The 14542-nt window shown below is 36.6% G+C and carries 14 protein-coding genes and 1 pseudogene; 14 read left to right on the top strand and 1 reads right to left on the bottom strand.

Features of this window, described 5'->3' with window-relative positions; translation table 11 throughout:
- The first annotated feature begins 222 nt into the window (after positions 1–222).
- From IPM14_06805 to IPM14_06745, 13 genes and pseudogenes are all read left to right on the top strand, one after another.
- Entirely contained in the window at positions 223–732 is a 510-nt protein-coding gene (locus IPM14_06805) for a DUF177 domain-containing protein (protein MBK9097830.1), read from the top strand.
- A gap of 20 nt (positions 733–752) precedes the next feature.
- A complete protein-coding gene (gene rpmF / locus IPM14_06800) occupies positions 753–932 on the top strand; it encodes a 50S ribosomal protein L32 (protein ID MBK9097829.1) in 180 nt (59 codons plus the stop codon).
- Positions 933–952: 20 nt separating this feature from the next.
- Positions 953–1986: pseudogene (gene plsX / locus IPM14_06795) on the top strand (phosphate acyltransferase PlsX).
- A gap of 12 nt (positions 1987–1998) precedes the next feature.
- On the top strand, positions 1999–3003 hold the full coding sequence (locus IPM14_06790; protein MBK9097828.1) for a ketoacyl-ACP synthase III: 1005 nt from the start codon (positions 1999–2001) through the stop codon (positions 3001–3003).
- Entirely contained in the window at positions 3003–3917 is a 915-nt protein-coding gene (fabD, locus tag IPM14_06785; GenBank protein ID MBK9097827.1) for an ACP S-malonyltransferase, read from the top strand. The genes IPM14_06790 and fabD overlap by 1 nt, the downstream gene beginning before the upstream one ends.
- Positions 3917–4537: a DUF3109 family protein gene (locus IPM14_06780; GenBank protein MBK9097826.1), complete on the top strand. Its 621-nt coding sequence runs from the start codon at positions 3917–3919 to the stop codon at positions 4535–4537. Before fabD ends, IPM14_06780 begins: the two co-directional genes overlap by 1 nt.
- Positions 4524–5282, top strand: coding sequence for a 3-oxoacyl-[acyl-carrier-protein] reductase (gene fabG, locus IPM14_06775; GenBank protein MBK9097825.1), 759 nt, complete (start codon positions 4524–4526; stop codon positions 5280–5282). Before IPM14_06780 ends, fabG begins: the two co-directional genes overlap by 14 nt.
- A 115-nt stretch (positions 5283–5397) precedes the next feature.
- Positions 5398–5631, top strand: coding sequence for an acyl carrier protein (locus IPM14_06770; protein MBK9097824.1), 234 nt, complete (start codon positions 5398–5400; stop codon positions 5629–5631).
- A gap of 75 nt (positions 5632–5706) precedes the next feature.
- On the top strand, positions 5707–6957 hold the full coding sequence (gene fabF / locus IPM14_06765) for a beta-ketoacyl-ACP synthase II (protein ID MBK9097823.1): 1251 nt from the start codon (positions 5707–5709) through the stop codon (positions 6955–6957).
- 2 nt (positions 6958–6959) lie between these two features.
- A complete protein-coding gene (gene rnc / locus IPM14_06760; GenBank protein ID MBK9097822.1) occupies positions 6960–7727 on the top strand; it encodes a ribonuclease III in 768 nt (255 codons plus the stop codon).
- Between the two features lie 122 nt (positions 7728–7849).
- Positions 7850–10750, top strand: coding sequence for an aminomethyl-transferring glycine dehydrogenase (gcvP, locus tag IPM14_06755; protein ID MBK9097821.1), 2901 nt, complete (start codon positions 7850–7852; stop codon positions 10748–10750).
- Positions 10751–10791: 41 nt separating this feature from the next.
- The gene (locus IPM14_06750; protein ID MBK9097820.1) at positions 10792–12201 is read left to right on the top strand and encodes a BamA/TamA family outer membrane protein; all 1410 of its coding nucleotides are present in this window, start codon (positions 10792–10794) and stop codon (positions 12199–12201) included.
- Positions 12185–12877: a 16S rRNA (uracil(1498)-N(3))-methyltransferase gene (locus tag IPM14_06745; GenBank protein ID MBK9097819.1), complete on the top strand. Its 693-nt coding sequence runs from the start codon at positions 12185–12187 to the stop codon at positions 12875–12877. The genes IPM14_06750 and IPM14_06745 overlap by 17 nt, the downstream gene beginning before the upstream one ends.
- 213 nt (positions 12878–13090) lie before the next feature.
- Here the strand turns inward: IPM14_06745 and IPM14_06740 are convergent, their stop codons facing one another.
- Positions 13091–13450 (bottom strand): hypothetical protein, encoded by a 360-nt coding sequence (locus IPM14_06740; protein ID MBK9097818.1) that lies wholly within the window; start codon positions 13448–13450, stop codon positions 13091–13093.
- A gap of 173 nt (positions 13451–13623) precedes the next feature.
- Between IPM14_06740 and rnhC the strand changes: the two genes are divergently transcribed.
- The gene (rnhC, locus tag IPM14_06735) at positions 13624–14541 is read left to right on the top strand and encodes a ribonuclease HIII (protein MBK9097817.1); all 918 of its coding nucleotides are present in this window, start codon (positions 13624–13626) and stop codon (positions 14539–14541) included.
- Position 14542: the final 1 nt, after the last annotated feature.

Here is a 14542-nt window from a genome sequence, read left to right as displayed (position 1 = left end):
TCAGGTCTTAAGATAGTAAATAAAGAAAAAATTGATCTTATAAACGATAAGTAATTTTAGGAATAATTGTCACTACTTAAAGAAGGATTATCGCTTGTTAATCTTATCCATAAAAGGTGAGAATTGTAAAATCAACACGAATTTATACAGCATTCTTTTGCTTGTATATCTTTTATTCAATGAATATATTTGTAGCCATTTTTCACTCGATTTCATACGAAAATGATTAAAATTAAGGTTTCTAGCCTCTCTAATGGCACATATGACTATGATTTTGAAGGTAAGGCGAGTGATATTGATATTTTTGAGCCATACGTAGGCAATTACCAAGTAAAAGTTGCTCTTACAAAGTTTGATAATCAAATTATTCTGGATTCAAAAACAGGAATAACGGGTAATTTTATCTGTGACAGATGTGCTAAGGAATTTCAAACGGAAATTATCAGCAATTTCAGAATGGTCTATCTTTTTCGTGTGAGCTCAGATGATTCCGATAATGAAAAAGAAGAAGTGGTAATTCTTCATCCCGATACGGATAAAATTGAACTTGATAAGGATGTAAGAGATTATGCTTTGTTAGCTGTTCCTATGAAAAAATTGTGTTCGGAAGATTGTAAAGGGCTTTGTTCAAAATGTGGTAAAAATCTAAATGATGGTCCCTGTAATTGCGTAGAAGAAAAAGTTGATTCGAGATGGGAACCATTGAAAAAATTGAAATCAAATAATAATTAAAAACTAAGGTCTGAGATAAAATGCCAAATCCAAAACGTAAAATGTCTAAGAGCAGACGAGACAAAAGAAGAACTCATTACAAAGCATCAGCGCCATCGATGGGTGTTTGCTCAAATTGCGGTGAAATAAAACTAACACATCGTGCTTGCCCTTCGTGTGGATATTATAGCGGTCGCTCGATGTTCATACCGAAAAGCTGATTCTTTATTTAATTACATAGATGATTAATTCCAGCGACAATTCTTCACGTTGCAGAATTGTAGTTGATGCAATGGGTGGAGATTTTGCTCCCGCAAATGCTGTGCTTGGAGCTATTGAAGCATATTCTGAAAAGAAAAGCTATGATCTTTACCTTGTCGGTCAAAAGAAAAAAATTAATGAAGTCTTTTCCTCCAATAACATTTCATTTCCGGATGAATTTATTTTAAATGCTGATGAAGTGATTGAGATGGGCGATAGTCCTGCCGCTTCGCTGAAATCCAAACCAAATTCGTCAATTGTTATTGGGGCACAAATGGTACGAGATAAAAAAGCTGATGCATTTGTTAGTGCAGGAAACACCGGTGCAATGATGGCAGCTTCCACATTGATAATCGGAAGAATTCCTGGGCTTGGCAGACCAACTATTGGTGCTGAAATGCCGAACGTAAACGGTATTTGTTATTTGTATGATGTCGGTGCAAGCAAGGATTCAAAGCCAATCCATCTTTTTGAATATGCTGTGATGGGAACTATCTTTGCGAGAGAAATGGGTGGTCTTCATAATCCAAGAGTAGGTGTTCTCAGCATGGGTGAAGAAGAAGGAAAAGGAAACGAAGTTACTGAGGCTGCTGCAAAATTGTTGAGGGAATCAAAATTAAATTTTATCGGTAATGTTGAAGGAAGGGATATACTCGCAGGAAATGTTGATGTTGTTGTTTGTGATGGGTATGTTGGCAACATTATTTTAAAGTTTGGTGAATCAGTTCCAAAACTTTTAAAACATTTGTTAATGAAAACAGCCGAAAAGAGTTTTTTTGATAAAATCTTAATTGGACTCTCAAAGGGAGTTTTGAAAAATCTTTGAAAAGTCTTGATTATCAGGAGTACGGCGGAGTGCCTTTACTTGGTGTAAACGGAATTAGTATAATCGGTCACGGCTCAAGCAGTGTCAAAGCAATTAAGAATATGGTCCTTCGAGCAAACGAAATGCACCAGAAAAAATTAGTAAGAAAAATGACCGAAGCAATTTCAGATTATTCACTTTCAAAATAATTACGGAATAAAATGCCTCAGGATAAAAAGTTTAATGCAATTATAACAGCGGTTGGGATGTACTTTCCCGAAAAAGTATACGACAATAAATTTTTCGAATCAATTGTTGAAACAAATGAAGATTGGATTTTAACAAGAACAGGAATTAAGGAGAGAAGAATTCTTGAAAAAGGTGCAACGAGTGATCTGGCTACAAATGCTGCATTGGATTTAATAGAAAAGCATAAAGTAAATGCAGAAGAAATCGACTGTATTATAGTTGCGACTGTAACACCTGATATGTTTTTCCCGGCAACGGCTTGTATTGTTCAGAGAAAAATTGGAGCCACCAATGCATGGGGATTTGATCTTGAAGCCGCTTGTTCAGGGTTCTTATTCGCTTTTCAAACCGGCTGTTCCCTGATTGAAAGTGGACAGTATAAAAAAGTTATGGTTATTGGTGCCGATAAAATGAGCTCAATCGTAGATTATACAGATCGAAATAATTGTATCCTTTTTGGCGACGGTGGCGCTGCAGTTCTCATTGAACCCGGTGAAGATAAAACTCTCGGTTTACGGGATTCAATCCTACGTGTTGATGGTTCCGGAGAATCTGCCCTTCATATGAAAGGTGGAGGAAGTCTTAATCCACCAACTCACGAAACAGTTGATAAAAAGATGCATTATCTTTTTCAGGATGGTAAAGCTGTTTTTAAAGTTGCAGTAAAAGGAATGGCAGATGTGTCATATGAATTAATGCAAAAAAATAATCTTAAAGCAGAAGACATAGCTTACCTAGTGCCACATCAGGCTAACTTAAGAATTATCGATGCAACCGCTGAGCGAATGGGATTGAGTAAAGAGAAAGTTATGATCAATATCGACAGATATGGCAACACTACTGCTGCAACGATTCCATCTTGTTTAGTCGAATATTACAGAAATGGTAAAATAAAGAAAGGTGATAAATTGATTTTATCAGCCTTCGGGGCGGGCTATACCTGGGGTGCATGTTATATTGTTTGGGCAATTGATTGATGAGCAAAAGAGCTTTCATATTTCCAGGACAGGGATCTCAATACGTTGGTATGGCAAAAGATCTCTTTGATAAATCTGTTGAAGCTAAAGAAATGATCAGAACTGCCGACGACATCCTCGGAATCAATCTATCATACATTATGTTCAACGGTCCAGAAGATGAACTGAAACAAACTCAATACACACAACCAGCAATTTTTCTTCATAGTGTAATTTTAGCGAGCATAATTAGAACAATCGATGCCAATGCAGCCGCTGGTCATTCTCTTGGTGAATACTCAGCTTATGTAGCTTCAGGAACAATTCAGTTTCACGAAGCTATTAAACTTGTTCGTGCCAGAGGACTTGCTATGCAGGAAGCCGGCGATGAAAATAAAGGTACGATGGCAGCAATAATCGGAATGGAACCAGATAAAGTAGAAAATCTTTGCACTGAAGCGTCTGCTAATGGTGTAGTACAATGTGCTAATTTTAATTCTCCAGGACAGATTGTGATTTCAGGCTCAGTTGCCGGTGTGCAGAAAGCGATGGAACTTTGTAAATCTGCCGGTGCAAAAATGGTGAAAGAACTTGTCGTTAGTGCAGCATTTCATTCACCGCTTATGTTATCTGCTAAGGAGAAATTAAACACAGCTCTCAGTATAACTAATTTTTACAATTCAAAATTCCCCGTGTATACAAATGTTACAGCAAAAGCTGTTAAAGGAGTCACTGAAATAAAAAACAAATTGTATGAACAAATAACCGCACCTGTTCGGTGGGAAGAAACAATCAGAAATATGATAGATGATGGAATTGAAGAATTTTATGAAATCGGTCCGGGGAATGTTCTTCAAGGTTTGGTAAAGAGAATAAATCCGGATGTCAAAAGATTTGGCATAGATAAATTTGAAGATGTGGAGAAGTATATTTAATGAGCGAGATTCAAGCTAATTCCAATTCAGGTTTCACAAAAAAAATTAATGGCTGGTTCATTGATCCACAGATTTTTACATATAAATTCACGTGTAATTGCCCCGGAGAATGCTGCTATTACGGTGTTTATTCCGATTATAAAGAATACGAAACTATTCTTTCAATGAAAGATAAAATAATTGAGAATATGGATGAGACTCAATCAAAAGATATAAACACTTGGTTCGAACCTCCTGAAAAGGATGAGGATTTCGAATCAGGTATTGCGGTTGGAACAGAAGTAATAAATGGTAAATGTACATTTCTTGATAAAAACGGTCTGTGTACGCTTCAAAAAATTGCTATGCAGGAAGGTGAATACAAATGGAAGTATAAGCCTGTTTACTGCGTCCTGTTTCCGCTTACTACTTTTGAAGGTGCATTGACAATCGATACCGAGCATATTGAAAGACTACCATATTGTAATGTCAATTCAAATAACAATTTGACGATGTTTGAAGCATGTCAGCAAGAATTAAGGCATTTTCTCGGTGAGGAAGGATTTGAAGAACTAAAAAATTATCGTGAAGAATATCTGAACGAAATTAATATCGGAGAAAAAGAAAATGTTGCCAAATAAGAGAGCTATCGTTACAGGAGGTACCCGAGGAATTGGAAGAGCAATCGTAAAGGAGCTTGCATCAAAAAGCTGTTGCGGAGTTCTTTTTTCAGATGTAGCTTTCATTTACAATAGCTGCGATGAATGTGCGGAAGAACTGCAGGCTGAAATCCATAATCCTGCAACAAAAATTTTAGCGTTTAAAGCCGATGCAACTTCGCTTGAGCAAGCTGAAGCAACTGTTCAGGAAGCAGTTGATAAACTGGGTGGTGTTGATATCCTGATCAACAATGCTGGAATAACCCGTGACAACCTTCTGCTGAGAATGACTGAAAAAGATTTCGATGATGTAATTAATGCAAATCTGAAAAGTGTTTTCAATTATACCAAAGCTGTAATCAGACATATGATTAAGCAGAAGTATGGAAGAATAGTAAATATTTCTTCTGTCGTTGGAATAATAGGTAATCCCGGCCAGGCAAATTACGCTGCGTCAAAAGCTGGAGTAATTGGCTTTACCAAGTCGATGGCGCGAGAGCTTGCATCAAGAAATATTACTGTGAATGCTGTAGCTCCCGGATACATTGAAACAGATATGACAGCAAAGCTAGCAGAAGAGCAAAGAAAAAAATTGACTGATATGATTCCTATGGGAAGGATGGGTAAGCCAGAAGATATCGCAAAAGTTGTTGGGTTTCTTTGCAGTCCTGAAGCAGATTATATCACAGGACAGGTTATCGCCGTTGATGGCGGAATGACGATGTAACTTTAATTCAGGTGGTCGTTTGTTAAATAAAGGCTGTTTTGCTTAAATTTGAACAATAATTAACAATTATTAGATAAAATAAACTCTAATCACAAACTAATTTAGGAGAGTTAAAATGGACGTCGAAGCTAAAGTACACGAAATAATTATGGACAAATTAGGTGTTGAGGAATCTCAGATCACACCAACAGCTTCATTCATTAATGATTTAGGTGCTGATTCATTGGATATCGTTGAGCTCGTTATGGGCTTTGAGAGTGCTTTTTCTATTTCCATTCCGGATGAGGACGCTGAGAAGATTGGAACCGTTGGCGATGCTGTTAAATATTTAACTGAAAAACTTAGCTAATCTAAAGTAATATTTTACTTATTTATCATTTCTTTCAATTTAAGATGAACTCTATTCATTTCCCGGGAGAATTATATGTATAAAAAAAGACGGGTTTTAATTACCGGAATGGGTGTCGTTTCACCTATTGGAATTGGTTTGCAGGAATACTGGCAAGGATTAATTGAAGGAAGAAATGGAATTGATCTCATCACACACTTCGATACAACGAAGTTCGATACAAAATTTGCTGCAGAGGTAAAAAACTTTAATCCTGAAGATTATTTTGATAAGAAATCAGCTAGAAGAATGGACCGTTTCTGCCAGTTTGCAGTTGCTACTTCAGATATGGCAATGAAGGATTCCGGACTTGATCTTGAGCAAATTGATAAAGACCGTTTTGGTGTGATTTACGGAAGCGGTATTGGTGGAATGAGAACTCTTCAGGAACAGCATTTCAATTATTTTAATGGACTTGATCCTCACAAGATAAGTCCATTTTTTGTCCCGATGATGATTTCTGATATTGCTGCTGGACAGATATCCATTCGGTTTGGATTAAAAGGTCCTAACTATGCAACGACTTCAGCTTGTGCTACTGCATCACATGCAATTGCAGATGCTTTCTTTCTGATTCAACGGGGCAGTGTTGATTTAATGATGTGCGGCGGTTCAGAAGCTGCGATCACCGAAATTTCAATTGGCGGCTTCAATTCTATGAAAGCATTGTCGGAATGGAATGATCGTTACAAAGAAGCATCCCGTCCTTTCGATAAAGATAGAAACGGTTTTGTAATGGGTGAAGGAGCAGGTACACTTGTATTGGAAGACTATGAACACGCTGTAAAAAGAGGTGCAAAAATTCACGGTGAAATCGTTGGTGTTGGATTGACAGGAGATGCACACCATATAACTGCACCGGCTCCTGAAGGTGAAGGTGCTTTCAGATCGATGAGAGAAGCAATCAGGGATGCTGATATTTCAAAAGAAGATATTGATTTCATAAATGCTCACGGAACTTCGACCGAACTGAACGATATGAATGAAACCAAAGCGATAAAGAATTTATTTGGTGATCATGCTTATAAGTTGATTGTTGATTCAACCAAGTCGATGACGGGACATTTACTTGGCGCTGCCGGAGGAATTGAAGCAATCGCAACAGTAATGGCGATTGAAAATAGTCTGGTTCCGCCGACAATAAATCTTACTAATCCTGATCCTGAATGCGATTTAAATTATAGTCCGTTAAAAGCAACTAAAAAAGAAATTAAGTACGCAATAAGCAACACATTTGGATTCGGAGGGCATAATGCTTCTCTGTTGTTCAAAAAGTTTGAGAACTAAATTTGGCTTCTGGCTTCTCGCGGCTCCTAGATTTTTTTAAGCCGCAAAAAAAGGATTTCATATCTAAGGAAATTCAATCCTCATTTCCCCCGGAAAAATTCACACAGCTCGAAAAAATAATCGGCGCAACTATTGGTGATAAAAATATTTACGTTGAAGCATTAATTCATAGATCTTTCCTTGAAGAGAATGAACAATTCTCTTTTTCAAATGAACGGCTTGAGTTTTTGGGTGATTCTGTTTTGAATCTGGTAATTGGTGAATATCTTTTCAACAAATTCCCGAAAGAAGAAGAAGGCTTTCTTACTAAAGTAAGAGCAAAACTTGTTAACAGAAATGCGTTAAGTCTTGTTGCTGAAGAAATGAACCTTGCAGAATTTCTAATTTTAGGAAGCAACCTTCCGAAATCAATTACCCATAATTCCAAGTCAATGCTCTCAGACGCGCTTGAAGCATTAATTGGTGCAATCTATCTTGACAAAGGAATTGAGACTTGCAAGCAATTTATTCAAAAGAAAATTCTCGAGCCCGCATTAAAGAACGGCGAGCATCTGGTTGATGAAAATTATAAAAGCCAGCTTCTTGAATATGCACAGGCAAACAAGCTTGCAATACCTATTTACCAGATTATAAGTGAAGATGGACCTCATCACGATAAAACATTCACCGCCGAAGTTATAATCGGTGAAAAAGTTCTTGGCGAAGGTAAAGGTAAAAGCAAAAAAGAAGCTGAGCAGAATGCTGCACAGGTTGCATTAAAAAAGGTTTGAATCAAATTTCTTATTCTAAATCCAACAATTTCTCCCTGAAATAATTTCCCTTATTTACTTAAATTTGTTATACAAAATTTTTCTGTTCTTAACACTCATATATTATTCAAAGAGAGCAACCAATGAAAGAATTCGATCACCCCGATAAATTTGTTAACAGGCATATCGGTCCAAATCAAGATGAAAGAAACGAAATGGCAAAAGCCTGCGGTGCCAATTCAGTAGATGACTTAATTGATCAAACGGTACCTAAAAATATCAGACTTAAAGAACCTTTAGCATTAACTCCTCCTGTAAATGAACATATCTTCCTCGAGGACTTGAAAAATATTTCACTCAAGAATAAAGTCTATAAATCATATATAGGAATGGGATATTATCCATCAATCCTTCCTACAGTAATTCAAAGAAATATTCTTGAAAATCCCGGATGGTACACGCAGTACACTCCATACCAGGCAGAAATCGCGCAAGGCAGACTCGAAGCATTATTGAATTTCCAGACGGTAATTTCAGATTTAACTGCAATGGAAATTGCAAACGCTTCCTTGCTTGATGAAGGAACAGCCGCAGCAGAAGCAATGAGTATGTTTTATTCTCTCCGTCCAAAGGAAAAAAAGAATGCGAATGTATTTTTTGTCTCGGAAGAAGTTTATCCTCAAACGCTGGATGTACTTAAAACCAGATCAAATCCACTAGGTATTGAGATACGAATTGGTCGGGCAAGGGATGCACAATTGACAGATGATATTTTTGGAATTTTAGTCCAGTATCCTGCCGGTTATGGCGAAGTAAGAGATTATACTTCACTCTTTAAACAAGCAAGTGATAAGAAAATATTCAAAGTTGTAGCTGCTGATTTGTTGAGTTTAACTTTGTTAAAACCACCGGGAGAATTTGGTGCTGATTGTGTTGTCGGAAGTTCGCAAAGATTTGGAATTCCTATGGGACTTGGTGGTCCGCACGCAGCATACTTTGCGACAAAAGAAGAATACAAACGCAGTCTTCCTGGAAGAATTATCGGTGTTTCCGTCGATGCTGATGGCAACAGAGCTTTAAGAATGGCTCTGCAGACACGAGAACAGCACATTAAACGTGAAAGAGCGACAAGCAATATTTGTACTGCACAAGTTCTTCTTGCTGTTATGGCTGGTTTCTATGCCGTTTATCATGGCGCAGAAGGATTGAAATCAATCGCTCTGAGAATAAATAAGTTTGCGAAAATGCTCGATCTTGCTTTAGCTCAATTCGGATTTAAACAATTGAACAAGCATTACTTCGATACTCTTCTAGTTGAAACAGACAAAGCAACTCTTGAAAAAATTAGAACAGAAGCTTTGAAGCGATGGGTAAATTTCAGATACATTGATGATACTCACATCGGAATTGCTTTTGCTGAGACTGTTGAGGAAAGAGATATCAGAAAGCTGCTTGAAATATTTGCAGCAGTTACTGGTAAATCAGTCGACGATAAAATGATCAGAGAACTTTCATCCAAAGCTGATAAGAATTTTGATATTCTGTTGCCAAGAGCATCATCGTATTTGACACATCCTGTTTTCAGTATGTACAGAACTGAAACTGAAATGCTTCGGTATATGAAAAGATTAGAGAATAAAGATTTATCTCTTGCGCATTCAATGATCCCGCTCGGGTCCTGCACAATGAAATTGAACGCAACAACAGAAATGATCGCACTTACATGGGACGAGTTTGCACATATCCATCCTTTTGTCCCTAAAGATCAGGCAGAAGGTTACCTTGAAATATTTAGTGAACTAGAAAAAGATCTTGCTGAGATCACCGGATTCGAAGCTGTTTCACTTCAGCCGAATTCAGGTGCACAAGGTGAATACACAGGCTTAATGGTAATCAGAGCATATCAGAAAGATAAAGGCCAATCAAACAGAAATGTTGTTCTCATTCCTTCATCTGCTCACGGAACAAATCCTGCAAGCGCAGTTATGGCAGGAATGAAAGTAGTTGTCGTTAAGTGTGATGTTCACGGAAATATCGATGTTGCAGATTTGAAAGCAAGAGCTGAAGAGCACAAGCAAAATCTTTCAGCATTGATGATTACGTACCCTTCAACTCACGGAGTTTTTGAGGAAAGTGTGACAGAGATTTGTAAAATAATTCACGACAATGGCGGTCAGGTTTATATGGATGGTGCAAACCTGAATGCTCAGCTCGGATTAACAAATCCGGGAATTATCGGTGCGGATGTTTGTCATCTTAATCTGCACAAAACATTCTGTATTCCTCACGGCGGCGGTGGTCCGGGAGCTGGCCCAATCGCTGTTGCAAAACATTTAGTCCAATTTTTACCAGGACATTCTGTTGTTAATATCAATCGGAATAAATCAATCACTGCAGTTTCATCCGGACCTTGGGGAAGTGCGCTTATTTCTATTATATCCTATGCTTACATCAAAATGATGGGAGGAGAAGGATTAACTTTAGCTTCCAAAGCTGCAATTCTCAATGCAAATTATATGATGGCAAGATTGAAAGAGACTTACAAAGTTCTTTACACCGGATTGAACGGCAGGGTAGGTCACGAATTAATTTTTGATATGCACGAGTTTAAACATTCCTGCAATATTGAAGTTGAAGATATTTCAAAACGATTAATGGATTATGGATTCCACGCACCAACAGTTTCATTTCCAGTCCACGGAACTTTAATGGTTGAACCGACAGAAAGTGAATCAAAAGCCGAACTTGACAGATACTGTGAAGCACTGATATCTATCAGAGAAGAGATAAGAGAGATTGAACAAGGAAAATTCAGTAAGGAAGAAAATGTGCTGAAGAATTCTCCTCATACAATGGGATCTGTTATATCTGATGGATGGAAATATTCTTACAGCAGAGAAAAAGCTGCTTATCCACTTCCTTTCACTCGTGACGGCAAATTCTGGCCGACTGTTAGAAGAGTAGATAATGCATACGGCGACAGAAACCTTGTTTGCAGCTGTCTCCCAATTGAAGAATACGTTCAGGAAACAGTAAGTCAGTAGAATATTATTTTACTTGATTGTTTCAGCTTGATGATTAACTTGTGCACTCAAAATTAAAAAAGTTTAAGCTGAAACCGTCGATTAAAAATATTCTGAAATATTTTCTTTACAGGAAGATGAAATCATCCTCAATAAAGGGAATCATCTTCCTTACTTTGTTCCCATTCTTTTTACAAGCCCAATCAGATACTCTTTTCTATGAAGGTGAATATGACATTGTCGTCGATTCAATATTCATTACTGGCAATGATATTACTGAAGATTTTATTATCCTAAGAGAATTGACCTTCGGAGTCGGCGATACTCTTGATCATCATTTAGCGACTTATAACCGCGAACGAATTTACAGTTTAAGAATATTCAACGAAGTTAAACTTATTCCATTTAGGTTGAATGATATAAACGTACTTGAAATTCTAATCGAAGAAAGCTGGTACATTTATCCGCTGCCTTTTGTTACATTAAAAGATAAGGACTGGGAAAAAGTATCTTATGGACTATCCGTTTCGCTTCTTAATTTCAGAGGAAGGAATGAAACATTGAGTGGTTTTTTTTCACTCGGGTATGATCCCTCTTTTGGATTTTCATATTTCAATCCGAACATATCTTACGATCAGAATCTGAATTTTCAAATACGCTTAGGATATAGTACAGCCACAAATAAAAGCAGTCAGGCTGAACAACTCTATGGTGCTCAATTCGAACAAAAAATTTTTACTTCACGAGTTCAGCTTGGCAAGCGGTTTGGAAATTATCATTGGACTTATTTGAGATCAGGATTTGATTATGTTGAAACTCCATTTTATCTTGAAGGAGTCAATGCTTCAGAAAGCAATATTGATAGAACTGTTGTGCTTGGTGCGAGCTATGTATATGACACACGTGATCTGACTTTGTATGCCTCTAATGGAATTTACACTCTCATTGGTTTAGAGTTTAAAGGTTTAGGAATAAACGGAATTAATTATCGGGTCGCTGATCTTGATTTCAGAGAGTACAGAAAAATTATTGAAAAGTTTACAGCAAAGTGGCGTATTTCTTTAAGGCATACTGCCGGTGAGAACGTACCTTATTACGATTATTCTTATCTTGGATATTCTGACCGGGTTCGCGGATATTTTCAAAATGGTGAGAGCGAAGGCAACGATAGATTTTTAGGCTCAGTTGAGATTAACTATCCAATCATTGAAGAAACAAGAATAAATCTTTATTGGATTCCGTTGCTTCCAAATTCTCTTTTATCATATCGTGTGGCGATTATTGCCGGATTGTTTGGTGATACAGGTATAACAAGAAATTCCGGTGATCCTTTGAAGATTAAGGATTTTAATACTGGATATGGAACTGGTCTTTCATTTTTGCTTCTTCCTTATTTCATATGCAGACTTGAGTTTGCGATAAACGATAACGGACAAACTGAATGGATATTTGATCTTGGAGCTTCTTTCTGATATAGAATTATATTTTACTCCACCTGAATTAATTCAAACTGGAGAATTAACTCTTTCCGGTGAAGAATTTCATCACGCGGTAAATGTAATGCGTCATTCTGTGGATGATTCTTTGTATGTCACGAATGGAGAAGGGACCGTATTCAGATCAGAAATAATCCGAATCACTAAATCAGAATTATCTGCAAAAATTATAGATATCCAGCAGTTTAATAATCATTATAAAAATATCTGGTTTTGTATCCCTTCATTAAAAAATGTTGATCGTCTTAAGTTTGCAATTGAAAAATGTGTCGAACTTGGGATTACTAATTTTATACTATTCACTTCGAGATATACAATTTCAAAAAAGGTTAATCCGGAAAAACTTCAAAAGACTACGCTTGCAGCAATGAAGCAATCGTTAAGAGCATTTTTTCCAAAACTAATCACAGCTACATTTAATGACATTGTTAGTTACGAAGGACGGAAAATTTTGTTCGATCAGAAATCAACAAAAATTTTTGAAGGTGATGTGGATCCGAATGAAGCAGTATACTTTTTATTTGGTCCTGAAGGCGGCTTCGATAAACTCGAAATGGAAAAAGTAAATCTCGAAAACCATTTCTCATTATCTTCAAACCGGCTAAGAAGTGAAACCGCAATAATTAAATGTGCTTCACTGCTTAAATTCTAATCTGAATTTTATCAATAAACCATTTTAAAAAAAACGACCCAGTGTTGGGGAAACACTGGGCGCGACCCTTTTGCTTCAAAGGGCAGGGGAGAACCCTTTGAAAGGGCCAAAAGTTAAGTTTAAGGGATTAAATACCTGGAATGCAGACCCCTGTCAATAGTAATGTAAATATTTATTAAAGACTAATAGATAATATTTCCCCCCAATTAATTTTTAATCGCTTTCCTCTGCATTTACAGAACTCCACCAATCTTTTTCCAGGACGTCGAATTTCATTTTTTGCTTCGAATCAAGAAGAGATTCAACCTGAGAATTAATTGAAGAAATAAGATCTTGCTTATCCTTGAATCTGATTTCCCCGGAACCTGCAGTTATTTTTTGAAGTTCAGTTCCATAAGTTTTTAGCAATCCCGAAATCGCAGATTTTTGCGAATCGTTAAGTAAAAGTTTCATAGCGAGTTTTGATGTAAGCTCATTTATTTCTTCATCTGTCAAATTTGAATTCAAATTTGTCTGTGCGAACATTGCAACGCCTATAAAACATATTATACTAATTATTGTTATCGATTTCATTTTCTTTCAGAGTTTGTTGATTAATAATCAAAAATTCTTACTGGCTTAAGCTACAATATGCAAAGCCATTTGTCAATGCATCAGTCACTTAAATTTGAAAAGAAAACTAATTTGTGGATATTCGCACACAATAATTTATTATTATCAAGTAATCGTTAATAAACTAACTCGAAGTGAACTCACAAGAAAATACCGCACTGAATATAATATCACGTTATAGTCGTCATCTCATAAAAGAAAAATTTACAGTTACTGAGCCAATAAAGAATGAATATTCATACCAGGTATTTATAAGCACCGGTAATGAAAAAATTTCATTGCATGTTTTCTTTGGAAAGAAAGGGAACAAAATTGTTCTTCAGGGCAACAAAGACTTGAAAATTTATAAGAAAGTGAGTGATTTGATTTTTGGCGAACGATTAATAGTAGAAGAGAAAACTGAATGCGAACCATCATATCCATACATAGGTACAGATGAATCCGGCAAAGGTGATTTTTTTGGTCCGCTTGTAATCGCGGGAGTTTATATTAATCCAAATCTCTCTGCTTACCTAAAGCAAATTGGAATAAAAGACAGCAAAGAACTTAGTGATACCCAAACAAGTCAGCTTGCCTCTGAATTAGTAAAGCTTCCTGACCTAATTTATGATTTGATTATCATTAATCCTGAAAAGTACAACGAGCTTTATGAGAAAATGGGAAATCTGAATCTGATGATGGGTTGGGCACATGCAAAAGTTATAGAAAATCTATTGCATAAATGTAATGCTGAATACGTAATCAGCGATAAATTCGGGAATGAGAAAATCATTATAGATTCATTACAGCAAAAAGGCAGGTCAATAAATCTTAATCAGGTTACAAAAGGTGAAAGATTTATGGCAGTTGCAGCTGCTTCAATCCTGGCTCGTGAGGTAATAATTAAATGGTTTAAGAATCAAAGCAAAAAGCTTAAATTTGAAATACCTAAAGGAGCTTCTGTTGATGTTGAATTGGCATCCAGAAAGCTAGTTGAAAAATATGGGGATGAAGTCGTAAAGAAACTAGTTAAGTTGCACTTCAAAACTTCCCGCAAAGTGTTTAATCAATAAG

It is taken from the genome of bacterium, assembly GCA_016716565.1.
GTDB lineage: Bacteria > Bacteroidota > Ignavibacteria > Ignavibacteriales > Ignavibacteriaceae > IGN2.
The sequence above is the reverse complement of the archived record's forward strand: the minus strand, read 5'-3'. Positions and strand labels throughout refer to the sequence as shown.